This is a genomic window from Paraprevotella xylaniphila YIT 11841 (assembly GCF_900683745.1).
Taxonomy (GTDB): domain Bacteria; phylum Bacteroidota; class Bacteroidia; order Bacteroidales; family Bacteroidaceae; genus Paraprevotella; species Paraprevotella xylaniphila.
Genome location: NZ_LR215980.1, coordinates 1,410,931 through 1,436,500 on the forward strand (window position 1 = coordinate 1,410,931; position 25,570 = coordinate 1,436,500).

Sequence of the window (25,570 nt, forward strand, 5' to 3'; positions counted from 1 at the left end):
CCGAAAATGGAAACACCGGAGAAAATATATACCGACACGCTCGAAGCCTTGCAACGTTCAGGCAACTTGCGAAACCTGCCACAAGCCGGGCACCGGGACAAATGGATGATACGAAACGATACCGACATGTTGAACTTGTCATCCAACGATTATCTGAGCCTGGCCTCCGACTTGTCACTACGCGATGAATTCATGAAAGGCCTTTCCGAACGCGATTTCTTGCTCTCGGCTTCCTCCTCACGTTTGCTGACAGGCAATTTTCCCGTCCACGACGAACTGGAAGAGATGCTTTCCGGCTTGTTCGGACGGGACGGGGCACTGGTCTTCTCCAGCGGTTATCATCTGAATACAGGCATATTGCCTGCCGTGACGGACGCAAGCACACTGATACTGGCCGACAAATTGGTACACGCCAGTCTGATAGACGGCATCCGCCTGTCGGCTGCAAAATGCATCCGCTACCGTCATCAGGATTATACGCAGCTGCAAGCCCTGTTGGAAAAGCACCGTCATGACTTTTCCAGAATCATCATCGTGACGGAAAGCATTTTCAGCATGGACGGCGATGTGGCTCCCCTCTCCCGTTTGGCCGAGCTGAAAAAAACATATCCCAACGTCATGCTTTACGTAGACGAAGCACATGCCGTCGGAGTACGCGGACAAAAGGGACTGGGAATAGCCGAAGAACAAGGCTGCCTGAAGGACATAGACTTCCTGTGCGGCACGTTCGGCAAAGCACTGGCCTCAGTAGGGGCATACGTGGTGTGCAGCCAAACGATAAGGGAGTATCTGGTCAACCGCATGCGTACATTGATCTTTACCACAGCCTTGCCTCCCTTCAATACCGCGTGGACAAAGTTCGTGCTGTCCCGCCTGGACACGTGGGGCGAGCGCCGCGACCGGCTCGCCAAACATTCGCTCCACGTGCGGCAAGCGATACAAGAGAGTGGCAAATCCTGCCCGTCTTCGAGTCACATCATTCCCGTGGTAATAGGAGAAAGCCGCGACACCATCCTGAAAGCGGAAGACATGCAACGCAAAGGATTTTATGTCCTGCCAGTCCGTCCACCTACCGTGCCGGAAGGGACTTCGCGCCTGCGCCTTTCACTCACCGCGGCATTGACCGACGAGGAGACAGACCGTCTCTGCACGACATTGGCTACACTTTAAAGATAGAACAAAAATGAAACAAACATTCATAAAGAAAGAAGGAAATCCCCGGCTCATGTTGTTTTTTGCCGGATGGGGAAGCGAAGAAAACCTATTCCGACGCCCCGTGGAAGAAGGTTATGACTACCTGCTTTGCTTCGACTACCGCACGTTGGATTTCGACTATGCCTCAATCAAGGGCTACACAGAAATCAGACTGTTGGCATGGTCGATGGGCGTGTGGGCGGCAAGCCGGGTCTTCGCAGAGCGTTCCTTTCCGTGGCAAATGAAACTGGCTGTCAACGGGACGCCTTTCCCGATAGACGACCGGCGGGGAATCCCCGAAATGATTTTCAAAGGCACATTGGAGCATTTCTCGGAAGACACGTTAGCACGTTTCCGCCGCAGGATGTGCGGCTCTTCCGGACAAACGGAAGAATTCCTGTCCCATGCCCCCACCCGTACGGCGGAAGAGCTCCGCGAAGAACTGGCCGCACTGGCACAGGTAATAACCACATGTGCAGCCCCTTCCTTCACCTGGGACAAAGCCATCATAGGAAACCGGGACAAAATATTTCCGCCACGCAACCAACACAAGGCATGGCAAGGAACAGAAATCATGGAAACAGAAGCCGAACACTACGATACACCGCTGTTCAGCCGTCTGCTTGAAGGAAAGGGGGAAGAATGGACAAGGCATTGATACGGCAACGTTTTGCGAAAGCTGCCGGCAGCTACGACCGACAAGCCGAAATGCAAAGACACGTGGCCCGGCACATGGCCGGGGCCATCAAAAACCACATCCCCGACAGCAACGGTTGGAACGTGCTTGAAATCGGATGCGGGACAGGGCTGTTCACCCGTGAATATCTCCGTGATGCCCGTCCCGGAAGCTTGCTCCTGAACGACATCTGCCCGGAAGTGGAGCCTTACCTGTCCGGACTGCCGGACACTCCCCGATTCCAATTCCGGGCCTGCGACGCAGAGCCTCTGCCTTTCCCCAAGGGACAGGACTTAATCGTTTCATGCTCGGCCATACAATGGTTCGAGCATCCCGAACGGTTCCTCTGCCAATGCAAGGACTTGCTGAAGACGGAAGGCTATCTGGCCTTCAGCACTTTCGGCCCACAGAACGTAAGGGAAGTGGCCTCGCTCACTTCCGAAGCGTTGCCCTACCGCTCATTAGAGGAACTGCGCCGGATGCTTTCTGGCGTATACCAAATCGTGTACAGCCGGGAAGAACTCCTACATCGCACATTCTCCTCACCCTTGGATGTACTGAAACACTTGCAGGCCACCGGCGTGACGGGCATACGGAACCGGAAATGGACCAAAGGACAACTGGAAGACTTCTGCCGACGCTACCACCGGCAATATGCCGCACCGGACGGAACGGTCTCCCTGACTTACCACCCTATTTATATGATTTGCAAAAAACAAGAACAATGAAAGAAAACGTATTTTTCGTAAGTGGCATCGATACCAACATTGGCAAGAGTTATGCCACCGGCTATCTGGCCAAATCATGGAACGGACAAGGCATCCGTACGATTACGCAAAAACTTATCCAAACGGGTAATACCGGACTTTCGGAAGACATCGAACTGCACCGCTGCATCATGGGTACGGGACTGCTGCCCGAGGATGCCGAAGGACTGACCATGCCCGAAATTTTCAGCTATCCCTGCTCTCCGCATCTGGCGGCCGAGATAGACAAACGTCCGGTGGATTTCGACAAGATAGAACGTGCCACGCAACGGCTCAGTGAGACCTACGATGCGGTCTTGTTGGAAGGAGCGGGCGGCCTGATGGTGCCCCTCACCCGTGATTTGCTGACCATCGACTACATCGCCCGTCACCATTACCCGCTTATTTTCGTCACCTCCGGCAAATTGGGAAGCATCAACCATACCTTATTGAGTCTGGAAGCCATCGCACGCCGGAATATCCGGCTGCACACGGTCGTGTACAACCTATACCCCGAAGAGAAAGACGACATCATCCGGCGCGATACAGAAAGCTATATCCGCCATTTATTGGAGAAGGAATATCCGGAAACCCGGTTCGTGACCCTCCCGCTCATATAGCCGGAAGCCGTGCCCTGCACGATGTTGGCGGCCTTTCATGAAATGGGGTTAGTGGCGCGTCCTGAAGGTGACATCCACTTCCGGCGCGTCGCCCCACGGGTTTTCTGTAATGAAATACGCGGGTTCATCGTGACCATCTGCGGTGCGCTTTCGGCTTACTACTTCTTTGAAAACAAACCGGAGACATTGCCCGTGCACATGGAAACACCTACGCAAATGAGACTTCTCGCTTGAAACTTATCCCGAACTCGCGTAAATATGATTGGAAGATTAAGAGAGGCCAAAGCGAGGACATAAGCCTATGAGATAGGATTGTTACACTTTCCTAAAGTTGGATAATAATTGAAAGTGATTTCTTCGCAAGTGCAGCAAGCAACACTGATTTTGGAGGACATACTGAAGCCAAAACAATATCTTGAAACGATGGGGATATTTTCTGATTATCTTTATACGGCCGTATTGGTCCTGCGAACAATGTGGAGTCTGTAAGTTCTATTGTATCGCCCTTTGAGGGTGACTTGAATTTTTCAGAGTATGAAAAAGACAAGATGTTGACTTCAGATAATTGTTCTGTGATAAAATGCTTGAGGTCTAGAGCCGTACTATTGGATATGTAGTCCGCCAGCACATCCTGAAGAATCCAAATAGTATAACCTCCCCAAGTATTGGCTGCTTGCGATTTGACTATCATTTGACTAGCCATCCGTGCCCACACCTGCCTATAATTTATGCCAGGTGCATTATGTGGTTTTCCTAAAATGCAATCTTCAAAAGATTGAGGGATGCAACTTCTAATACGTTTATTTCCTCCTGATGTGCTTGAAGTCATTACTTCCACAATATAGGGTGAACCAATTGGGAAATCTTCAATCATGATGTTTCCATTAACAAGTGCAAGCGTATAGCCCGCTACAGTCAGTTTTCTTTTTAACTCGTTTTCTGCCATACCTGTCTGTATGGAAGCAGATTCCAAACTAACCCTTCCGAGCCTGGAAAGCACATAATCAAATGTGTAATCAAACAAAGCATTATCTTCTGTTGATTGTTCCTTTACATATTTTACTTTTGTTTCCGCCCAAATCCCAATTCGAGAACCTGTCGGGAAATTGCATTTGGAAAGCAGCCTCTGTTGCGTTGCGCCTTTAAACGTATCCTCATTGGCTTTACTTCCCATATACAGCAATCTTCGAGGACAGATAATCCATGGCGGAGTATTCTCTGACAGTTGAATTGAACATATTCCAGATGGAACCGTTTCCATAGAGTTGAAAAACATCTGTAATTCCGGATGCTCTTTCAGTAACAATTCTGACATAAAACGATTGCCACCACCATCACAAGTGGCATTCATGAAAGGGCAAAAAGCCTTTTTCCGCGATTGAACAACTTTCTCCGAGTTGTCAGAAGCCGGATAACCTAAAAGTTCAAAGATTTGTGGCATGCCATTATTTCTTTAATTTGTAACGCTACTGATTTAGCCAAAGGAGGCGGAACAGCATTACCTACCTGTCGATGCTGATCCAAGTCCTTAACAGTTCCCGTCCTACCTCTTATCGGCCCCCTCAAAACATAATCATCGGGAAAGCCATGAATCCGCATGTATTCTCGTGGGGTAAGATACCTATCAGCAATAGGATGATAAAATATTTCCCCACCCCTAAGAGTGTTTGATGGCTTACTCCTATTTAACCGAAGAAATTTGGTGGTGTCTTTTTTTGTTAACCTCCCTCTTTGTTCTATGGGTAATTGTAACTGTGAAGACAAGTTTTTACCTTCAGGAACTCCATGAATTCGCTCCCTATCCCTTTTTGGTGTGACATCATAATGGCTGTTGTCTGGAATGGTACTTGTGTCTGTTTTTTGCAAAGGTTCTTCCAAATCGTTAATCACGTCTCCTACTGTAACGTATGGCAACAAAGCGAACAACCCACTGCATCTCTCCGGAGAAGCATGCGTAGGGCTAGGAAATACAAAACCATTTGGTTTCCTCGTTGCAACCAATATGACACGTTCTCTTAGCTGTGGAACACCATATTCAGCGGCCAACATGACTTTCCACTTTGGCACATAGCCAAGTGCTTCTAATTTTTCTATAAATGAGTTGAATACTCCTCCCGGATTTCCATTTAAGTCTTTAGCGGTAAGCAGACCTTTTACTTGTTCCATCATTATGGCATGAGGCTTCAAGGCTTCTGCATATCTGAGAACTTGATACAACAACATTCCGCGATCGTCTTGCAGGGAAAGCTGCTTTCCTATTTGAGAAAAAGCTTGGCAGGGCGGACCACCAAACAGCAGGTCTATGTGGCCTTCTTTTATGCTCAAATCATTCATAATGGATTTAGGGGAAAAAGTTCGGATATCTCCTTCATATACTTTTGTTTCCCGATTCTCTCTTTTGATGTTTTCACGAAGAGTATCGCAGCAGTTATGATCCAATTCAATGCAAGCCAATATTTCAAAGCCTGCTTGCATAACACCAATATCCATTCCCCCTGCACCCGAGAATATAGAAAATGCTGTTAATTTACCAATATCTTGACTGCATTCCTTGATCATAATAATTACTTTCTATCGCTTATTACCTGGGTTATCATTAATTAAAAGTTCTTTCACATCCACTTCCAAAAGTTCATGGGACGCTTCTTATTACCGATTGCAAATATACACAATTAAGTTGCGAAACTAGCACAAATGCCGGATTATTTCTGTGTTAACCGTACATTCCTGGCATTTGAATAAAACTCTTGTGTCTTGTAGGCACTATTTCGTTTATCCCTTGCGCTCCGAGCTGCCATGGGTAGGTTCAAACAATCCTCTTATTGTGACATCAGATTGACATTTTTAGAAATTATCCCATTTTACAAGTGATTGGAAAATGTATTTTTATATTCAGGCATATGCAATAAATATATAAAAGGTAAAGCGGCAGAAGCCTAAACCCCTATTTCGCCGCTCCCGATGCAAATCTCCGCCGCCGCATCATACACTACACCGAACTGTCCGGGAGCTATCCCCTGTATCCTTTCGGGACTTTCCAACCGGTAGCCGTGCCCTGCGCGATACAGGCGGCCTTTCATGAAATGGGGCTGGTGGCGCGTCTTGAAGGTGACATCCACTTCCGGCGCGTCGCCCCACGGGTTTCCCGTAATGAAATGGAAGTCCTTCAGATTAAAACTATGTCCATACTGCAAAAGCGTGTCATAACCATGAGACACGTAAAGAATGTTTTGCTCCACATCCTTCTTCACCACAAACCAAGGTCCGCCCCCTAACCCCAAGCCCTTGCGTTGGCCAATGGTATGGAACCAATACCCTTTGTGAGTACCAATGCGACGTCCGGTTTCGATTTCCACTACCGCCCCTTCCCGTTCGCCCAAGAAACGGCGTACGAAATCATTATAATCTATCTGTCCCAAGAAACAAATGCCCTGACTGTCCCTGCGTTTGGCCGATGGCAGACGCTGCGTTTCCGCAATGCGCCTCACCTCTTCTTTCATCAGGTCGCCCACAGGGAACATCAGCTTTGCCACTTGCAAGCTGTCAATCTGCGCCAGAAAGTCCGTCTGGTCTTTCACGGGGTCGCGTGCCGTACCCAACCATATTTTACCGTCCCGCTCGCGTACCGTGGCGTAATGTCCCGTGGCGATTTTGTCGTACCGGTGTCCCACCTCCTGTTCAAAGCATCCGAATTTGATAAGCTTGTTGCACATCACGTCCGGATTCGGGGTCAGTCCCCGCCGGGCACGCTCCATGGCGTAGCCCACCACAAGTTCCCAATATTGCTTTTGCAAGTCCACCACCTCAAGGTGCAGGCCGTAACGGCGTGCCGTAGCCGTAGAAAGCTCTATGTCCTCCTCGGCCGTACAGCTCAGCCCTTCGCCCTCCATTCCTATCTTGATATAAAACAAATCCGGCTTATATCCCATTTCGCAAATCCGGTGGACGGCCACTGCGCTGTCCACTCCGCCTGAAATCAATACTGCTATCCTCATATCCGCAACCTTTGGTCTTTATTACGGCAAAGATAGCGTTTTTCTGGCAAAATGCCATATCCTGACAATTTGACATTCCGCTCCCTCCTCCTTCGTCCATACACACCCAGAGTGGGATTTGACTGCAAATAAACGATTCTCCCACATCAGGATTTTATCATTCTGGCATCCGAACGGGGCAAAACGGGAAATAAAGACAGAGACTGTCCGCTGACTTCCGCCATAACGGATTTATCCGTTTTGCCTTTACAGCAATCCACTGACATTTTGCACCCGGGCTCTTGTACGAAAAAAGGGTCTAATAATTCATAAAAGACGAAAAAAGGAGGCAAATCTGCCCGTGAAAGCCTCGTCTTTTCACGATTGAAGCCCGCTTTTTCCCTTGTCGGCTGACATCCTCAAACTTTTCTCAGCCGAACGATTTTCCAATCTCAGCCGAACGATTTTTCATTCGGCTGAGAAAAATCCCCTTTTTTTAAGAAACACCCTTCCGGAATGCTTCATACAAGCATTCCGGATAAATTGTTTTTCACATTCTCTTTCTGGATTCCTTTTTCAGACAGGCCGAAAACCGGGTCGGAAATGACATTTTGCACGCCTTACTCCCGCTTTTTAGGATTTCGTGTCAACTTCCACCACAAAGTAAGCATATAGTAGCCTTTCACGATATTATAATAAGTCTCTGTCTTCCCCTGCACGTTCACGTCCATATAAACGGAACGCATCTGGCGCAACAAATCCACGCCTTCCACCTTCACCATCAGGCGGTCTTTCAGGAAAGAACGCGAAAGGGAGGCGTTCCATATCAGATAGTCCGTATTCATGGCGGCTTCGTCATAGCCCCTGCGGCTGTACATGTTCAAACGGGTGGACAAGTGGATTTTCCACGGCATCGTGTATTCTCCCAAAAGGCCGTAACGGAAATCGAAAGCATCCACGGTGTTGAAGTCCGCCCGGCTGCCGTCGGCATGGCGGTAAGTGGCATCGCATCCCACATTCAGGGTCAGACTTCCGCGCTGGTAACCGGTGGAAAGGTAGGCCTTCGTCTCGTGGTTGTGCACCTTGCTCAACACGCTCTCCGTCATCCCCTCCACGGACGAGAGGTCCACGCTACGGTGAAAGTCATAGTTCAAATTCGCTCCCACATTCCAATATTCGGCCATACCTTCTTTCTGAAATGCCAGACTTCCATTGATGCCCCGATTACCGTCCACGTTCTGCGGACGGTAGGTGTACACTCCGGTTTCGGAATTGTAGCTGAACCCCTGTGCCACGTCGTTCACCCCAAGCCAGGCATTCACGTTCACTTGTGTAAACCACTTTTTCTCCGAGCTGCGGTGCAAGAATCCCGTGCGGAAGTTATACCGCCAACTGTTTTGCAGGTGCGGATTCCCCACACGTACATGCAAGGGATCGGAAGCATCTCGGACAGACAAACGGTTCACAAGGTCGGGCGTGCCCAAAGCCATGTCGGCATTGACCATGAACGTCCTGAAATATCTTGTACCTCCAAACCAATAGACCAAATAAGTGAAATCGGGCTGGACACGGAACACGCGACGTTGCAGGCTGGCATCTATCTCCTCCCGGCGGTAGCGCATGTCTTCCTTCGACTGTGTGAAAGGCAGATGGAAATTGAACCAAACGTATTTGTCCTCCGTCCGCCGGGAATAGAAAGTACGCAGCCCTAAAGTATGCACCCGAGAAAGGTCATGCCGGTAGTAACTGTTCGGCACGTCCAACGCTGCGAACAATTCGCGTGCGGAAGGCAATTCGCCCAAATGCCGGGCCGCCCCCACCTCCCAACCGGCCAGACTGTCCAGACGATAGCGTGGCGAGGAATCGGAACGATAATCCTGCTTATATATATAATAGGTAAGGAAATGCCAGTCGTTCGGAAAGTTGAAGGTGTATTCCGCCGAGGGTTGGTAATAATAATTACGCCGACGTCTGCGGTCGTAACGGTTGCGGCGGTCGGCTTCGGACCCGGACGAAGCATAATCCAGCAGGTAATGCTCGAAACGGTCGTTCTCCGTCCGGCTGAGAGAGCCGGTGAATCGCAACCGGAGGTTGTCACCCCACGGCAACTTGGCGTCCCACATCATGTCATGCCCCACATTGTACTTCCATTCCTCAAAAAGCGACCGGGTGGAAGAGCGGTTCAGCCAGCGCATCCGTGCGCTTCCGGACGAGGGAAGGAGAAAAGCGGAATCGAGCACCTCGTCGATGCCTCCCACGGCCGAAGGGTCGGCATCGAAAGCCGCATCACGGGCATAACCGTGCGTGTCCGTACGGTCGTAACCCACGTAGGAATGCACGGTGAGCAAATGGTCCTTTGTTTTCCACGTCAACCAGTTATTGGCATTCACCCCCATATAATCCACGTCTTGAAGGGAAGAAGAACGGGGGTAACGGTTGCCTTGCGGCAGATAAGCCTCTGTCGCCGACTTTTGGTTGACGAACTGGTCGCTCCATTCGGCATTGGCCGTGAGTTTGTCCTCAATGCCCCTCGCCTTGTTCTGCCAAAAAAACTCCCCACCGGCCTGCCGGGTGACAAACTCACCGTTGGTCAGGCTTTCCTCCGGCCATTCTCCGTTTTCGCCCGGCCGGTCGTAACGGGCATTGGTGTTGTTCATCCCACCGAAGAGTGTCACACGTGAGCGGTCGGAATAACGCAGGCCGAAAGCCCGTCCGGCATAGCGGCTGTCCGTACCGCCTCCCGCCGCCACATTGGCCATGCAGCCAGTGTTATATTCGCGTTTGAGGCTCACATCCATCACGTAGGCTTTTTTCTCCGTGTCGTAACCGAGGAACTCACTGCGGTCGGTCGTCTTGTCATACACTTTCACTTGCTGCACCGTGAAGGCAGGCAGGTTGTCGATCATCTTACGGTTGTCGCCCTTGAAAAAGTCCGTACCGTTCAGCGTCAGGTAATCCACCTTGCGACCATTGACGTAAATCTCGCCGTTCGGCTTCAATTCCGCTCCGGGCAACTGGCGGACCAGTTCATTGAGCATCGCCCCTTCGGACAAGTTGAAGGCATCTGCATTGTAGACCACCGTATCGCCCCGGTAAGCCACCCGGATTTTGGTAGCCTTTACCACCACTTCTCCCAAACTGCGGTCTGCAAACGACGAACGCTGACGACGGCGCATCTCATGATGCCGGGCATCAACGTAGGAATTGCGTGCCACGTAACGCACCGTGCAGTCCACGTATTCCGGATAGTAATCGGGATGCTCGGCTTTGATGATGTAACGCGCCCTCCGGGGAGGTACATTGAACCTGTAATAGGTGTCTTCCTGCGGTGTGCCGGGATCTAAACACTGCACGTGCATGGTATCCACCACAGTGCTGTCTTCGCGCATCAATGTGACGAACGTGCCGTGAAGGGCGGCATAGGTGAAACCGTCCTTCACATGCCCCCAAAGGGCAATGGCGCGTGATTTAACCGTGTCCTCCTTCGCTACCTCCTGCCGAGCCTGAGCCACAGCCCCGGACGATAAACCCAACAACAGCCCCCACACCCATATCGCTTTTAAAAGTCCTTCCATTCGGCTTCCTTGTTTTTCCATTTATCAAAATAAGGCTTTCCGCAAGCCTCCCATCTTGCCTTCTCAAAAGTAACGATTTAAATGATGAACGAAGATAATTCTTTTAACTTTCTCTTTTTACCCCCCCCATTTTTAAAGTCTATTAACCAATCTTTTCCCAAAAACATTCTCCTCTTGTATGATAGGGAAACGCCTACCGCAAAATAGGAAAAATCCTTTTCACGTTCCATGAAAAAGCCGGATATTTGCAATGTAGAAAAGATGAAGTACGAACCGTTAAACAAAAAAGACATGAAAAAGTTATTAGGACTGATTACTGCTCTATGCTTCGGACTGGCCAGCCTTAATGCCATGTCTTACGAAGAAGCCCGCGACCGGGCCAGGTTCCTGACGGACAAGATGGCGTATGAACTGAACCTTAACGACCAACAATACAACGACGCCTACGAAATCAATCTGGATTACCTGATGAACATCAGGACGGCAAGCGACGCTTCGAGCGTGTATCTGGAATACAGAAACGCCGATTTGCGCTTTATCCTCTACGATTGGCAGTATGCTTTGTTTCAGGCTGCCACTTACTTTTTTCGTCCTGTGATATGGAGAGCTACGGGGTGGTTCTTACCGGTGTATACCATTTACAGCCCGAGCCGCTTCTATTACAGTCCACCAAGGGTATACCGGGTGTACAGGGGCGGACACTACCGTTACCGGCACGAGCATCGGCAGAGCTTCTACGCTCACCGGCGCCCGGTATGGAACGGAGGATTGAGAGGGGAACACAGAGGCCCGTTACCGGGGCGTCCTGCCCTGCCACCTCACCGTCCCGGGCCACACAAAGGCAACGGTGGTTCTGGTTTTCATTTCGAATCGCCCGGCAGACCGCCACGACCAGGACAACGCCCGAACGGGCACCATGGTAATGGTTTCCGTTTTACCCCCGTACAAAGACCTGGAAATCAAGTTACAAGAAAGGACAACGACAATAAACGACCGCCCGTCGTACGGCCACATTCGGACAACAGAAAACGGGAAGAACCGGTGACGAACCTGAGGACGAAGAGCCACTACAATAGACGGAGTTCCACCCGGACAACAGTAAACCGTCCATCGGTGCACCCGGAAATCCCAACGGCAAAATCGCCAATGTCTCCGCGAGTGCAAAGTACACAACGGATACAAAGGAGTCCTACACGTTCGTCTTTCTCTAAACCGACACCCTCGGTCAAAAGAAGTCCGGCAGCCCCACACAGCAAACGCGACCCTAAGAGATAGCAACCTGTGTTTCATTCTGGACAAAGAAACATAAATCAAGGAAAAAACTATGAATTGAATCTAAATAAGGAAACCTCAACTATGAAAAGTCAGTGTTTTCACTGACTAAAAGAACGGCCTCTCCGTGAAGGAGAGACCGTTTCTGCTTTTATATAACCCGACAAGCCAACACCTTGTCCGACAAATCAAATAAGAATAATTTGCAATATTTTGGGGATTTTACAGTAATTCTCCTGTGATTAATCGCTATCTTTGGATAAGATAGGATGCGGCTCAGAGCTGCCCGATAAGTTTAACGATTAATTAATAATGAATGATGAAAAGAGCCTGTCTCATGGCAGCCCTAATGGCTGCAACCGCTTTCATAACCATCGGTTGCCAGAATGATACCGAAAGCAGAATAGCAGGAATATACGAACATCCGGCCCTGCCCGGACAAACCTTTGAATTTCATGCCGACCACACATTTATGAATACGACTGGAGCCGGCACCATGGACTGTATCATAAAACATCCCGGAACTTGGAAAGTAGACGGCGACAGCCTGATTATCGCCAACGACATTCAAAACACGACTTACGAATTCGGCGACAGCATAACGGAGGAAAACAAGACCTTAGTAAAAGAATTGTTCGAACGCATGGCCCAAAAACGACCAGAGAGAACGGCGTTTAAGATTATAGACGTGGACGAAAAAATGCTGAGCTTAGAAAAGAACGGGCAAATCACGACTTATGTCCGTACGGATAGCCTGAACCGATAAATGTTTACCAGAACAAGAACCGGAACACATTATATCTTCTTCAACTTCCAACGGCCCCCACGCAAGTAGGCATAACAAAGCAACACGATGCAAAAACCGTATACGTGCTCGGATGTCCAACACCAAGCCACATCGAAACGCAAATGCTGGATGGTAACGTATATATATAAGGTATAAAACGACAATGTCACCATCTCCAGGATAAAAGCCTTGCGGGTATTACCCGTACCGGAAACGGCCTGGAAATAAATATTTCCCGGAGCAATCAGCAAAGGAGTCGTACAATAGACCCATAGCGAAGGAATAGCGGCAGCAATCAAATCCGGTATATTGGTGTAAACACCCAATATCACTTTCGGAAAAAGAGCAAAACATCCTACCATCGGCAACACTATCATAAAAGTCAGACGGACGTGCTGACGAATGGTGGACATCACCATGTCTTCTCTTCCCGAGCCTATCAGATTGCTGACCAGGGCACTGCACGTAGAAGCAAAAGCAGCCACAACCATAAAGGGTATTCCGGAGATATTGCGTACGACATTGGTTACGGCCAAAGCACGCTCTCCGAGGTGTTCCACGAAAAGAAAGAACAAGAACCAGGTGGAAAGAGAGATAAAATTCTGTATCATCGTCCAAAAAGACACGTCAAGCATCCTGCGAAGTTTACACCAACTGTAACGCACAGGATGAACCAAACCGTATTTGACCAAATCCACACGACGATAGGTATAAAGAATGAAAAATACGACTGAAACCAACTCCGCCAACGACGAACCGATGGCGGCCCCGGCAATCCCCAATGCCGGAAAGCCGAACTTTCCGAACACCAATATATAATTGAACACCACATTGGACAAGACCATTATCACAGAGTTCAGTGTCAGCGTCTTAGTCTGAGTCGTACCAACAAAAAACGCCCGGAACATTACAGCTATGAAGGAAAAGAAAAAACCGAAAATACGCCAGTCTATATAACTGAGAGCAGCCTCACAGATATGAGGCGACGACACAATAACCGGCAACAAAAACGGAGAAATGATTTTGGTGAGCAGGAAAGCGAACAAAGCCAACCCCAACATGAAATAAATACCCTGATAAAAGATTTCGCCGATTTCGTCGTAATGCTTCTCCCCATTACGACGGGCAATCAAAATCTGGGCCCCGACGCCGAAACCAAAACCCATCATGAAAACAGCCAGATAGTAGATGCCGGCAATGGCAGCTGCTCCCAGTTCCACTTCTCCCACCCGGCCGAGAAAAGCTGTATCCGTCATTCCTATCATCTGTTCCATCAACAGGCTGATCAGAATAGGATAAGCAATACGCATGATATCTTTCCCGGAATAGACTTTTTCTGTTAAAGCGTTCTTGGTTCCCATTTCTTATAAGTGTTCGATTTAGACGGGCAAAATTATAAAAAACACCGGATATGCCCAACGTCTACAGCATGTTTTAAATTGGTTTGGACATTTGAACTTATTTCACGGCAAGCCCTTTTTTAAGACTTGCCCATAAATCCATAACTAAAAAACATACAAATGGCATCAGTTAAAGTAAAATTCAGACCCTCGATTATCGAAGGAAAAACAGGAACTCTTTATTTGCAAGTTATCCACCGTCGTATCGTACGCTCACAAAAGACTAAGTATAAAGTCTATCCCGACGAATGGAACGCACGTACCGCACGCATCACACCATCTCCTTCCAGACCGGACAGGCATTCCATATTATCCCGCTACCGACATGAAATCAAACAGGATTTGTTCCGTCTGAATGAGTGCATTGCCAACCTGACGCGCAAAGGGCAACCATACAGTACTGACGAGCTTCTCCGATTCTATCGTAAGCGATGTGAAAACGACACTTTGACCGGTTTCATGACCTCGCTCATCCGTCATCTGAAAGAACAAGGAAGAATACGCACGGGAGAAACTTATCAATGCACACTGAACAGCTTCATGCGTTTCAAAAACGGAGAAGAAATCATACTGGACGAGATGAACCAGGAAACAATAGAAGCCTATGAGGCATACTTTAAAAAAGGACGATTAAGCCTGAATACCATATCTTTTTATATGCGTATCTTAAGAGCTGTTTACAACCGGGCAGTGGAGAAAGAACTGACCACACAACGCTTTCCCTTTCGCCACGTATACACCGGAATAGAGAAAACCATAAAACGAGCTATTCCCCAACCCATCATCCGGCAGATAAAAGAAAAGGAACTCCTGACCGGAAGTTCGGTAGACTACGCCCGCGACATGTTCCTTTTCAGTTTCTACACGCGAGGCATGTCTTTTGTAGACATGGCATATCTGAAAAAAAAGGATTTGCACAACGGCATACTGACCTATCGCAGAAAAAAGACCGGACAGCAACTTTCCATCAAATGGGAACAATGCATGCAGGAGATTATAGAAAAATACCCTCCTAACCCGACAGAATACCTACTCCCTATCATTACATCAACCAATGAAAACGAACGCCTACAATACCGTAACTCTCTCACACTGGTAAACAGGAAACTCAAGATTCTGTCCGTATTCGTACACAGCCCCCACCCCTTGTCCATGTACGTTGCAAGGCATTCGTGGGCGAGCATCGCTAAAAGTAAAAACATACCTTTATCCATCATCAGCGAAGGAATGGGACATGATTCCGAAACCACCACACAGATTTATCTGGCTTCTTTGGACACGACTGTCATAGACAAAGCCAATTATTTAATATTAAACGACTTGTAACCATTCTACCTCATATAGAAGGTGAAGTGGTTATACTTTAAGACCAAAATATGACAATGATACACTTCACCCATCTCTCCCGGTTTCCCCGGGAGAGATGAATCTAAAATTGTCTCATAAATATACCCCATTAGTCCTAAATTTCTCCCAACCCTTCGTTGAAATAAAAAAAATCACTTAACTTTATCCCATCTTAAAAGAAAAAATCATGAGTGACGGAAATTTCAATCGCAGCCTATTGCCTCACACCCCTTACCACAGCGGTTTACAAGCAGGAAAAGCCATGGCTCGTATGCAAGCCATAGAAACCTTCAAATGTTACTTGGCAACACTGCATCCTGATTTTACAGAGGAAGAACGAAAAGAACAAACGGAAATCTTCAAGAAAATGCTATCGGCTAGATTGTAGCCGAAAGAACTGTCCTATTCCCTTTCCACACAACACCAATCTCCTTATATATAATAGAGTTTATATAAAATAAAGAACCGGATTATTGAAAGAGTGCCCTAAAACTTTATTCTATATATCGTTTAATAATAGTAACTTACATAGGGCTATGAAAGCAGGGAAAGAATAAAATCAAAAATTCAAAGCACTTTTTTCATTGAAAATTTGGACGAATGAAAATAATCACGTACCTTTGCATCGCTTTTGAGGAAGAGAGTTTCCCGGACAAAGTATTGGAGAGATGGTAGAGTGGTCGATTACAACGGTCTTGAAAACCGTCGTGCTGAGAGGCACCGGGGGTTCGAATCCCTCTCTCTCCGCTGAACGTACTGGACAGAAATGGTCAGCAAACGGACAAAAAGCTACAAATCAATGATTTGTGGCTTTTTTTATTGTCCGAAAGTCCGGCTTACAAGACTTCAAAAGTACGGTAAAAGACAAAGTTTCGTTACTTCTATTTCTCAAACAGTTCGCTAAAAGTTTATTCCTCAACAGGCTAAGTCAAACCGATGAAAATCTAAAATAAAATCGCCACATATCACCACGACTCTAAAAGGGTTCATATTATTATCAGAGCAAACAATTTCTGTTTAGCCAAAAAGGGCAAAGGAAATAAAAAAGAAACCGGCCGACCGTCTCTTTACGGACACTGTCGGCCGGAACAATTATATAAGAACGATAGCGGCACTCCACAAATGCATGCCCTCCCCTATCGCAAATCCTTAACGCACCAAACGGTTAGTCGCTGAATCCGGAAAAACGACAGTAGGAGTAAACGTCTTGGCTTCTTCAAAATCCATCATGGCGTATGAGATGATAATACAAACGTCTCCTACCTGCACTTTACGGGCAGCTGCGCCGTTCAGGCAAATACACCCCGAACCGCGTTCACCTTTTATAATATAGGTTTCCAAACGCTCACCATTGTTGTTGTTCACAATCTGAACCTTTTCTCCTGCAATCAAATTAGCCGCATCCATCAAGTCCTCATCAATAGTGATGCTCCCCATATAATTCAAATTAGCCTCCGTCACACGCACACAGTGCAACTTCGACTTCAGCACTTGGATCATCATACCCTTTTGCTTTTAATCTTATTCTTTATATCTAATATGATCTATCAAACGGATAGGCTGGCTTCCACAGAAAACGGTGATACACCCTACGATGTCATCCGAATCCGACCAACTGTCCAGTTCCTGCAAAGACCCTCCATCCACTATGGCAAAATATTGCACTTCCAGTCCCACTATGGCATTCAAGGAATCCACCACATATTGCCGGGTCTCTTTCAAGGTATGGTTCGTGGCAAAATTCTTGCTTTTGGAAAGAATGCCGAAGATATGAGCCGCTACAGCCTTCTCCCCGTCCGTCAACAAGGTGTTACGGCTACTCATGGCCAACCCGCTCTTTTCACGGACAACCGGACAAGGCACTATCTCTACTTTCAAATGCAAATCTTCGACCATGGCACGAATCACCGCAATCTGTTGGAAATCCTTCTCCCCGAAATAAGCACGGTCAGGCTCCACGATGGCAAACAATTTGCTCACAATCTGGCATACGCCATTGAAATGTCCGGGACGGAAAGCCCCTTCCATCACCGTATCCACCGGCGGATAACTGAATTTCCTGCTATCAGGCTGAGGATACATTTCTTCCACAGACGGCGCAAAGACGAAATCAGCCCCCACACCTTCCAACAAAGCACAATCCGCATCCAACGTCCGAGGATATTTCTCTAAATCTTTTTTATCATTAAACTGCGTAGGATTCAAAAACACGCTCACTACGGTCACATCATTTTCTGCTACACAACGTCTCACCAAGGAAGCGTGTCCCTCATGCAATGCACCCATCGTAGGCACCAATCCAATCTTTTCACCTTTTGCACGCGCCTCTGCCAAGTTGCGTCGCAAATCTTCAATTGTATGAATTAACTTCATTTGTGGTTGATTTTAAACTGCATTCCCTAAAAAACTCTGCAAAATAACATATAAAATACCACATAGCAAAAACATTAGCCAAATAAATACGTGAAATTAATGAAAGAATTAAGCTCTATTCCCTTGAAAAAGGCTATAATGCCAAACTTTTTTCGTACCTTTGTGCCAAGGAAAAAGTGAACATGACAATGAAGGCAAAGAAAATACTATTCATTACTCAAGAAATGACGCCTTATGTTCCCGATTCGGAACTGGCTGCTATGGGTAGAGAACTTCCTCAGGAAATACAGGAAAAAGGACGAGAAATCAGAACATTTATGCCCAAATGGGGAAATATCAACGAACGTCGCAACCAGCTCCACGAAGTGATTCGTCTTTCCGGCATGAATTTAATCATAGATGATACGGACCATCCGCTCATCATCAAGGTGGCTTCAATCCAGGCCGCCCGGATGCAAGTATATTTCATAGACAACGATGACTATTTCCTGAAACGCCTGATGGCTCTCGACGAGAACGGCAACGAATATGAGGACAACAGCGAACGGGCCATATTCTATGCGCGGGGCGTATTGGAGACTGTAAAGAAACTTCGATGGGTTCCGGATGTCATCCACTGCCAAGGATGGATGTCAGCTTTGGTTCCCCTCTATGTCAAGACCGCCTATAAGGAAGAGCCTTCGTTCCGCGACAGCAAAATCGTGTATTCCATGTCTTCCGAAGATTTGAAACAGTCGATGGGCACGAATTTCGGCAATTGCATAACGTTCAGGGATGTGAACGCATCTGTCCTCGAAGACTTCAGCCCGGAAGTGACATACGACGAACTGAACAAATTAGCCATCAATTATTCCGACGGGCTGACCGTGCCCGATACGGACAAGTTCCAAGCCTTTGCCGAATACGCCCAAAGCAAAGAGATTCCGGTGTTGGAAAACGTCAGTGCCGCCGACGCCGATGCTTTTGCCGACTTCTACGACAAAGTATGGAGCCAGGGTAAGAATGAAGACTAAAAACATTTATCATCCTCTGCAAACATGAAATTCAAAACTTCATTCATCACGTTGCTCGGATTATGCAGCGTGGCTTGTGACGACACGACCGATACTATCGGAATTTTCACGGATTCCGATAACATCAACGCTTCCGCTTCGGTATATGAAGCAAGCACACACTCACTATTGGCAGATTCCGTTTTAAGCAATAGCAACAGTTCTTACTTAGGACGTATGACCGACCCGGAAACGAACATGCAAATCAAGGCCGAGTTTCTGGCGCAGTTCGGCACGTTGGAAAACTATGAATTCCCCGCTTACGACCTGATGGTCAAGAACGAGCAAGGAGAAATCGAAGCGGATTCCATTGAAATCAGGTTATATTACGAAAAGTATTACGGAGACGAGAACAATCCGATGAAAGTAGACGTATACGAATTGGACACCGCAAACGTCGTGCGCGAGGACACAACGTATTACAGCAATGCCGATTTCAGCCGGTATATCAACCGCCATGCAACGGGTCCCATTACACGAAAGGTCTTCACGACAAAGGATTTCACTTTGTCGGACGATTATCTGGAAAGCAGCTCATACACTCCGAACATACGTATCATGCTGCCTAAAGAATACGGCACATTCATCATAAAGAAATACTACGAGAACAAGGGCTTTTTCAAGAATTCATATAATTTCATACGCCATGTATGCCCCGGCTTCTATTTCAAACTGACGGACGGGGACGGTACGATGGTTAAGATGAGAGTAGGAGCCATGAATCTCTATTTCAGGTATAAAGATGCCGAAAAAGACACGGTTTACGTAGGTATGAGCCGTTTTGCAGCTACTCCCGAAGTCTTGCAGAACACTTACGTGGAAAATGATGACCTGGCCGAGTTGGTAGAAAACGACACCCAATGCACTTACTTGAAAACTCCCGCCGGAGTGTTTACGGAAATCACACTTCCTGTAAACGAAATCTACCAAGGACACCTCAACGACAGCATCAGCCAGGCTCAATTCTCCTTGTATCGCTATAATGCCACAAACCAGGAATCGGCCTTCGAGGTTCCCCAGACCCTATTGTTGGTGCGCAAACAAGACATGTACACGTTCTTTGAAGAAGGAAAAGTGCCGGACGAGAAAACATCTTACGTCACCTCTTTCAACAGCAGCTATAACACTTATACTTTTTCCAACATCAGCAACTTGGTATCTTACTGTAAGAGAGAGAGGAATGAGGAATCTGCCAAAGCCGGCATCACACCGGAAGCTTGGGAACAGCAGCATCAGGACTGGAACAAGGTGGTACTCATTCCTGTTGAAACCAACCAGGACAACAACAACAATATCGTCAGCGTGACGCATGACATGGGACTGGGAAGTGCCAAGTTAGTGGGTGGCGCAACAGACAAACTTAAAATCCAAGTGATTTATAGTACGTTCAATTAACCCACTCATTTACCCGTAACCACGGCAGGAATAAAAAGAACAGGTGGAGAAGCCTATGGTTTCTCCACCTGTTCTTTTTATTCCCCTCCCTATGCCAAATTCTCACCATACTTTCAAAAAAAACGGACACAGGGCTGTGGGAAACCAATCTGCGCCAAACGGAAAATCAATCTAAGCCGAATGATTTTTCAATCTCCTGAGAATGAAAAACGAATCTAAGGAGAATGTTACCGACCTATAAACCAAAACATTACAAGATTCCGGATTTTCAACAAAGAAACGTCCGTCACGCATGTGCCTCCCCTCCCCGGTACTATACACGAGAAAGGCCGACCCACTTCTTTACGGCGAGTCGGCCACTGTCATCTTACGTTCCATGCCCACGCACAAACCTGCACCGTGGGACACGGAACGGCATGCGTCACTTCTTGTCTGCAACCTTGCGCGTGGAAACCTTCTTGGCCGTTTCCGCCCCTTCAGATGCCAACTTCTTCATACGGGCATTCAAACGTGCAATCTCTTTGTCCTTCACCTCCAATTCTTCTCCCTGGTTCTTAATCAGCGTAAGCAGTGAATTCAACTCTTCATTGTCTATATCACGAGGATACATGCCATTCACCCTGTTAATGAAATCGCCAAGGATATTCATATAATTCGTAAAGGCATCGTAGGGAGAATCATAAATTCCGCGGTACATGTTCCAACTACTGGATTTCGTGGTCATAAAACGGAAATTATTGCTGGCCTGCAGGTAATCCCAATCCTGTTTGATACGGCTGTCGTTACAAATACGCACGCGGTCGGCCACGCTATACAGCTTGTTGAAAGCCTCTCGCTGCATGCCATTTCCCAGCCAACAACTGATGTCGCGCTCTTCGTCCACCCATGACATGGGATAAGGCACTTCAAGCGCGTCAACCGACTTGTGATGGTCTATCACTTCCGAAGGGGTGGAGAAAGAGATCCCACGGGCCTTGGCGCAAGCCGGCAGGGCCTTGAGGAACTCCAGGATATTGGACGAAAGCGGTTGGAACATACCCAATGCGCACAACTCCATGAAGATATTAATCACTTGCTCCTCTTCCGGCACTGCCGCTATCCAATCCATATAGGTTTCGGCAAACAAGGGGAACTCGCTCCAAGTGGAATTACTGAAACGCAAGGATATATCGTCCGACAATTTATAATCCCGCAAAAGGAGTTTCAGGTTCGGATTCTGTGAACAATGGTACACAAAATGAGGGCTCTTCCATCCTAAGATGTGTTTGGCACCCTCCGTCAGCAATCCCTTGAACCCCATCGAAGCTACCATATTCCCTATGTCGTCGGAATATATCAAAGAAGAATTGCGGAACACCTTTGGCGACTTTCCAAAAAGTTCCTTAATCTTTCGTGACATCCTCAAGGTTTCCTCCCGGAAACTCTCCTCATTGGCCAGGGAAGACAAGCCGTGGGAATAAGGCTCCACCAAGAACTCCACACCTCCTGTCTCGTTCAAATCTTGTAACAAATCTATGACGGATGGCGCATAATTCTCCAACAGTTCAATGGCAGTGCCGGAAATCGAGAAAGCGACCTTGAAAAATCCAGGGTTCTCTTTCAGCATCTGAAGCAAAGCCTGCAACGCAGGCAGGTAGGAATGCTCAACCGTATTGGTTATGCTGCATTCGTTCTCATAATCATCATAATAATAATGGTCCGTACCGATGTCGAAGAAGCGGTAACGTTTCAAATGTATATTTTGATGAATTTCAAAGTAAAGGCATATCGTTTTCATGTCTTAGGATTTTAGATTATTTATATTTTTGGATTGTCTCGTCATAAAGTTTCCGGATGCGTTGGCCCACTTTCTCCCACGTGATGCCGTCCACCTCTTTCTTTCCTTCCACCTGCAAATATTCATGCAAGGAAGGGTACACGCAAAGCGCATACATGGCGTCGGCCATGGCATCTATGTCCCAATAGTCCACCTTGATGCACTTAGACAGAATCTCGGCGCAACCGGATTGTTTGCTGATAATGGAAGGCACCCCGCTTTGCATCGCCTCGAGCGGGGAAATCCCAAACGGCTCCGACACGGAAGGCATCACATACACGTCGCTGTCACGGAAACATTCGAACACCTGTTTCCCTTTCATAAACCCGGGAAAATGGCAACGGTCGGCTATCCCGTAGGCTGCAGCCATCTCAATCATGGAGTTCATCATGTCACCGTTTCCGGCAAAGCAAAAACGCACGTTGTGTGTACGGTCCAACACCCGCTTGGCCGCTTCGATGAAATACTCAGGCCCTTTCTGCATGGTGATACGCCCCAGGAAAGTCACTACTTTCTCCTTGCGTTCCGAATAGGGTTTCCTTTGGTCCACAATCTCCTGAAGCTCGGAAGCTAACGGATACACGGCATTATGCATGGCAAAACACTTTGCCGGATCTTGATGATAATGGTTGATTACCGTCTGGCGCGTCAGCTCGCTCACGCACATGATACAGTCCGCATGGTCCATGCCGTTCTTTTCGATGCTGTAGACTGTGGGATTCACATTTCCGCGACTCCGGTCGAAGTCCGTGGCATGCACATGAATCACCAACGGTTTCCCGCTGACTTGCTTGGCATGGATGCCCGCAGGATAGGTCAACCAATCGTGTGCATGAATGATGTCGAACCGTTGCTGCCGGGCCACCACTCCTGCCACGATGGAATAGTTGTTGATTTCCTCGTGCAAGTTGTCCGGATAGCGGCCGGAAAACTCCATGCAGCCCAAGTCATCCACATGCATATATGAAAAGTCGGCATAAATATGATCGCGCAAATCATAATAAAGTTGCGGGTCCATGTAACTGCCCACCCTGCCGTTTACATAATTCCAATCCACGTCACGCCAAACGATAGGCACGCTGTTCATACCTATAATCTTCATAAAGCTTTGGTCTTCATCTCCCCAAGGTTTCGGGATACAAAAAGTGATATCCATATCTGGCTGTAAGGAAAGACCTTTCGTCAGACCGTAACTTGCCGTACCGAGTCCTCCAAGAATATGAGGAGGAAACTCCCAACCAAACATTAATACTTTCATATTCAGTTCCTCCTAATCTTTATATATCATATTTTTCGATTAATTTCACCACACGGAGAATCTCAGCCACATTCATCGCAAAGGATATGGCCCCTCGGGCATGGTAAGGTGGGTTTCCGTCGAACAGTTCCGGTATGGTGCCTATACAATGCGAAAACATTTCTTCTTCAAAGCCCACCAACACGCGTTCCACAAAACTTACACGGCTCTTTTTATACAAACGCATGCAGGCTTCCATATAAAATCCAGCCAACCAAGGCCATGCCGTACCTTGATGATAGGCGTAGTCACGTTGGACTTGAGGGCCGACGTACATCGGGTTATATCCCCCGCTCTTGGGACTCAGGGAACGAAGCCCCTTAGGGGTCAATAACTCCTTCGTACAAATATCAAAAACCGCTTTCTTTTCCGGAAGGGGCAAGGGAGAATAGTCAAGTGCCACGGCAAATATCATATTGGGACGGACACTCCAGTCTTGTTCTTGGTTCTTCTCGTCCACGTAATCGAACAAATATCCATACTGGTTCAAGAAAACCTTTCTGAACGAATTTTCCGCCTTGGCGGCCATCCCTGCAAAATATTGTTCCTCTTCCTTTCGGCCAGCCATCCGGCAAATCTCCTCGCTAAACTTCAATGCATTATACCATAAGGCATTGAACTCCACGATATACCCGCTTCGCGGTACTATCGGACGGCCGTTTGCCGTCGAGTTCATCCAAGTCACGGCTTTACTCTTCCCCTGGGCGTATACCAATCCGTTGTCTCTGACTTTCAAATTGGGATGGGAACTTGTACTCAGATACATCATGATGTCCTTTGCCAGAAGTCCGTATTTCTCGACACATTTCTGCAAAGAAACAATCTTGCCATATTGTTGAATACACCAAACCGCCCACAAAAGAATATCCGGATGTTCTATTTCATGTATTTTCACGCTCAACGGCTCGCCGGCCATAAATTCCCGAACGCCTTTTTCCACCGTTTTCATGCACATTTCAAACTGCTCCACTTCTTCATTGACCAAAGTCAATCCCGGCAAAGCAATCAGCATATCACGCGCACGGCATTTAAACCAGGGATAGCCTGCCAAAATATAATTCTCCCCGTCTACATGATAATAGAATTGATGTGCAGAATTTACCAGACAATGATAGAAATTATCCCTCGGAGTACGAATCTTCGCTTCAAAATCTGCTATCTGTTTCAACTGAGTGGTCTTTATCTCAGACACTCCGGCGGAAAATACCACACTCTCGCCTTTTTTTATCTTCAGTTCAAAATAACCGGGCACATAGAGGTCCTCATTAAAGGCATATCCTCTCTCCAATTCTTTCGGATACTCCACGCCTCGATACCAATCCGGCTGAAAAACAAAATCGTTTTTCTTGTTCAACTGCATGTAAAGCTCGGGATAACCCTCATACATGCAAGTCTTGATACCATTCGGCACTTCTTGATAGTCCCGGTTCACCCTTGTGTTCTCATGCGTGTACTCCCTCACACAACGGAATGCCAGAAAAGGACGGAGCTTCAAAGTCGTTTCGGAATGGGCGTCCAAGAGCGTATAACGGATGATAATGCGGTTTTCATAATGCTGGAACACCTTTTCTTTCTTCAGGACCACTCCTCCTACACGATAGATTGTAGTAGGCACCTGGTCGCAATTAAATTCCCGAATGTACTTATGGCCATTCGGGCTGAAATTGTTCCCTTGATACTTGTGAAGCCCCAAGTTAAACTCAGCCCCGTGTTGTACCACCGTCTCATCCAATGAAGACAACAACACATAATTCTCGTCGCCCAATTCCGGTATCGGGACAACCAACAAACCATGATATTTTCTTGTATTACAATCCACAATCGTAGAACAAGAATAAGCACCCGAGCGATTAGACCTCAAAATCTCTTTGGGTAACGCTTCCTCCAAATTGGTCATCAGAGTCTTATCAAAATGAATGTAACTCATAGTCTAGAAATTATATATAAGGTTTTCACTTTACTGTTTATTTTGTCTCTGTTTTTATTTATGCAACCCAAAAATAATAAAAATCCGGCTATCCACGAACATAAGGAATAAGTTTTTTT

At 47.3% G+C, this 25,570-nt stretch carries 21 protein-coding genes and 1 tRNA gene; 12 read left to right on the top strand and 10 right to left on the bottom strand.

Annotated elements, in window-relative coordinates; all coding sequences use genetic code 11:
* Positions 1–6 precede the first annotated feature (6 nt).
* The 5 genes from E0E47_RS06045 to E0E47_RS17270 are packed head-to-tail and all read left to right on the top strand — an operon-like array spanning position 7 to position 3,470.
* On the top strand, positions 7–1,170 hold the full coding sequence (locus E0E47_RS06045; protein ID WP_008624440.1) for an 8-amino-7-oxononanoate synthase: 1,164 nt from the start codon (positions 7–9) through the stop codon (positions 1,168–1,170).
* A gap of 13 nt (positions 1,171–1,183) precedes the next feature.
* On the top strand, positions 1,184–1,852 hold the full coding sequence (locus E0E47_RS06050) for a DUF452 family protein (RefSeq protein WP_130893213.1): 669 nt from the start codon (positions 1,184–1,186) through the stop codon (positions 1,850–1,852).
* Positions 1,837–2,598 carry a malonyl-ACP O-methyltransferase BioC gene (gene bioC / locus E0E47_RS06055; RefSeq protein WP_130893214.1) on the top strand — a complete coding sequence of 254 codons (762 nt, stop codon included), beginning with the start codon at positions 1,837–1,839 and terminating at the stop codon, positions 2,596–2,598. Before E0E47_RS06050 ends, bioC begins: the two co-directional genes overlap by 16 nt.
* The gene (bioD, locus tag E0E47_RS06060) at positions 2,595–3,236 is read left to right on the top strand and encodes a dethiobiotin synthase (protein ID WP_008624434.1); all 642 of its coding nucleotides are present in this window, start codon (positions 2,595–2,597) and stop codon (positions 3,234–3,236) included. The genes bioC and bioD overlap by 4 nt, the downstream gene beginning before the upstream one ends.
* Positions 3,237–3,257: 21 nt before the next feature.
* Positions 3,258–3,470 carry a hypothetical protein gene (locus E0E47_RS17270; RefSeq protein WP_172604663.1) on the top strand — a complete coding sequence of 71 codons (213 nt, stop codon included), beginning with the start codon at positions 3,258–3,260 and terminating at the stop codon, positions 3,468–3,470.
* A gap of 91 nt (positions 3,471–3,561) precedes the next feature.
* On the opposite strand, the gene E0E47_RS06065 is transcribed toward E0E47_RS17270, so the two are convergent.
* The 4 genes from E0E47_RS06065 to E0E47_RS06080 form a co-directional block, all read right to left on the bottom strand.
* Positions 3,562–4,677, bottom strand: coding sequence for a hypothetical protein (locus tag E0E47_RS06065; RefSeq protein WP_130893215.1), 1,116 nt, complete (start codon positions 4,675–4,677; stop codon positions 3,562–3,564).
* Entirely contained in the window at positions 4,653–5,795 is a 1,143-nt protein-coding gene (locus tag E0E47_RS06070; protein ID WP_130893216.1) for a DNA cytosine methyltransferase, read from the bottom strand. The genes E0E47_RS06065 and E0E47_RS06070 overlap by 25 nt, the downstream gene beginning before the upstream one ends.
* A gap of 377 nt (positions 5,796–6,172) precedes the next feature.
* Entirely contained in the window at positions 6,173–7,231 is a 1,059-nt protein-coding gene (gene mnmA, locus E0E47_RS06075) for a tRNA 2-thiouridine(34) synthase MnmA (RefSeq protein ID WP_008624431.1), read from the bottom strand.
* Positions 7,232–7,830: 599 nt separating this feature from the next.
* A complete protein-coding gene (locus E0E47_RS06080) occupies positions 7,831–10,785 on the bottom strand; it encodes an outer membrane beta-barrel protein (protein WP_232038351.1) in 2,955 nt (984 codons plus the stop codon).
* Positions 10,786–11,076: 291 nt separating this feature from the next.
* Here E0E47_RS06080 and E0E47_RS06085 point away from each other — a divergent pair, with 291 nt between their 5' ends.
* A complete protein-coding gene (locus E0E47_RS06085; protein ID WP_232038352.1) occupies positions 11,077–12,060 on the top strand; it encodes a hypothetical protein in 984 nt (327 codons plus the stop codon).
* Positions 12,061–12,394: 334 nt separating this feature from the next.
* A complete protein-coding gene (locus tag E0E47_RS06090; RefSeq protein WP_232038353.1) occupies positions 12,395–12,823 on the top strand; it encodes a hypothetical protein in 429 nt (142 codons plus the stop codon).
* 29 nt (positions 12,824–12,852) lie between these two features.
* Here E0E47_RS06090 and E0E47_RS06095 read toward each other — a convergent pair whose 3' ends face one another.
* Positions 12,853–14,205 carry an MATE family efflux transporter gene (locus E0E47_RS06095; RefSeq protein ID WP_130893219.1) on the bottom strand — a complete coding sequence of 451 codons (1,353 nt, stop codon included), beginning with the start codon at positions 14,203–14,205 and terminating at the stop codon, positions 12,853–12,855.
* Between the two features lie 159 nt (positions 14,206–14,364).
* On the opposite strand from E0E47_RS06095, the gene E0E47_RS06100 reads away from it, so the two are divergent.
* The 3 genes from E0E47_RS06100 to E0E47_RS06110 all read left to right on the top strand — a co-directional run bounded on the left by E0E47_RS06100 (position 14,365) and on the right by E0E47_RS06110 (position 16,338).
* The gene (locus E0E47_RS06100; RefSeq protein ID WP_130893220.1) at positions 14,365–15,570 is read left to right on the top strand and encodes a tyrosine-type recombinase/integrase; all 1,206 of its coding nucleotides are present in this window, start codon (positions 14,365–14,367) and stop codon (positions 15,568–15,570) included.
* 208 nt (positions 15,571–15,778) lie between these two features.
* Positions 15,779–15,979, top strand: coding sequence for a hypothetical protein (locus E0E47_RS06105; RefSeq protein ID WP_008624416.1), 201 nt, complete (start codon positions 15,779–15,781; stop codon positions 15,977–15,979).
* Positions 15,980–16,253: 274 nt separating this feature from the next.
* A tRNA-Ser gene (locus E0E47_RS06110) sits at positions 16,254–16,338 on the top strand.
* Between the two features lie 402 nt (positions 16,339–16,740).
* Here the strand turns inward: E0E47_RS06110 and panD are convergent.
* On the bottom strand, positions 16,741–17,094 hold the full coding sequence (gene panD / locus E0E47_RS06115; protein ID WP_130893221.1) for an aspartate 1-decarboxylase: 354 nt from the start codon (positions 17,092–17,094) through the stop codon (positions 16,741–16,743).
* Between the two features lie 18 nt (positions 17,095–17,112).
* The gene (gene panC / locus E0E47_RS06120) at positions 17,113–17,964 is read right to left on the bottom strand and encodes a pantoate--beta-alanine ligase (RefSeq protein ID WP_008624413.1); all 852 of its coding nucleotides are present in this window, start codon (positions 17,962–17,964) and stop codon (positions 17,113–17,115) included.
* Between the two features lie 188 nt (positions 17,965–18,152).
* Here panC and E0E47_RS06125 point away from each other — a divergent pair, with 188 nt between their 5' ends.
* Positions 18,153–18,977 carry a glycogen/starch synthase gene (locus tag E0E47_RS06125; protein ID WP_172604664.1) on the top strand — a complete coding sequence of 275 codons (825 nt, stop codon included), beginning with the start codon at positions 18,153–18,155 and terminating at the stop codon, positions 18,975–18,977.
* 24 nt (positions 18,978–19,001) lie between these two features.
* Positions 19,002–20,411: a DUF4270 domain-containing protein gene (locus E0E47_RS06130; RefSeq protein WP_130893222.1), complete on the top strand. Its 1,410-nt coding sequence runs from the start codon at positions 19,002–19,004 to the stop codon at positions 20,409–20,411.
* Between the two features lie 421 nt (positions 20,412–20,832).
* Here E0E47_RS06130 and E0E47_RS06135 read toward each other — a convergent pair whose 3' ends face one another.
* Genes E0E47_RS06135 through E0E47_RS06145 form a run of 3 tightly spaced genes read right to left on the bottom strand, consistent with a single transcriptional unit; the run spans position 20,833 to position 25,451 of the window.
* Positions 20,833–22,188 (bottom strand): glycoside hydrolase family 57 protein, encoded by a 1,356-nt coding sequence (locus tag E0E47_RS06135; RefSeq protein ID WP_130893223.1) that lies wholly within the window; start codon positions 22,186–22,188, stop codon positions 20,833–20,835.
* A 16-nt stretch (positions 22,189–22,204) separates the two neighbouring features.
* Positions 22,205–23,485 (bottom strand): glycosyltransferase family 4 protein, encoded by a 1,281-nt coding sequence (locus E0E47_RS06140; RefSeq protein WP_008624405.1) that lies wholly within the window; start codon positions 23,483–23,485, stop codon positions 22,205–22,207.
* A gap of 19 nt (positions 23,486–23,504) precedes the next feature.
* Positions 23,505–25,451, bottom strand: coding sequence for a glycogen debranching enzyme N-terminal domain-containing protein (locus tag E0E47_RS06145; RefSeq protein WP_130893224.1), 1,947 nt, complete (start codon positions 25,449–25,451; stop codon positions 23,505–23,507).
* Positions 25,452–25,570 lie beyond the last annotated feature (119 nt).